The organism is Snodgrassella sp. W8158 (assembly GCF_016100435.1).
Lineage (GTDB): Bacteria > Pseudomonadota > Gammaproteobacteria > Burkholderiales > Neisseriaceae > Snodgrassella > Snodgrassella alvi.
On record NZ_JACFSM010000016.1, the window covers coordinates 1 to 487 of the forward strand.

At 35.3% G+C, this 487-nt stretch carries 1 protein-coding gene; it reads right to left on the reverse strand.

The annotated features are described in order from the left end of the window. Nucleotides 1-297: 297 nt before the first annotated feature. Nucleotides 298-487 (reverse strand): hypothetical protein (locus H3V11_RS11930; protein WP_232335830.1); only part of this gene is annotated, 190 nt, incomplete at its 5' end.

Below are 487 nucleotides of genomic sequence, written 5' to 3' on the forward strand. Positions count from 1 at the left end.
TTATAGCTGCCTCCATGCAACCCTCCAAGCACAAACACATACTTAACAGGAATATAATTTTAATGTGGTGTCTCATGATAATGCATTCCTTCCTGAGGTTTAGTTGACCTTACCAGAATAGGCTAGTTTCTTTTATTTCAGTTGCACTAGTATGCAAAAATCATCTTTTAGATATCGATACAGCCCTGAATTCACTCTTTTAATATTACTATTATAAAATTCAGCTCAAGGCTAATTTATCAGATTACAAAATCATAAGCTGTTAATGTTCAGCTTGAAGCATTATAGAAACATTTTTTAAAAACCTTTTCTCTTCATACATTCTAATGATGCAGGTGTATAAACTTTACTAAGCCATTCATTACTTGCTTCAGAACCCAGTGGGTAATGTGGGTCAGGCAAAGTTAATTGAAGCTCATCAAAACATTCCTGATCAGCTTTCTCTCTTGCTGGTGATGACCAGCCCGGACCATTCCAGAATCTTATA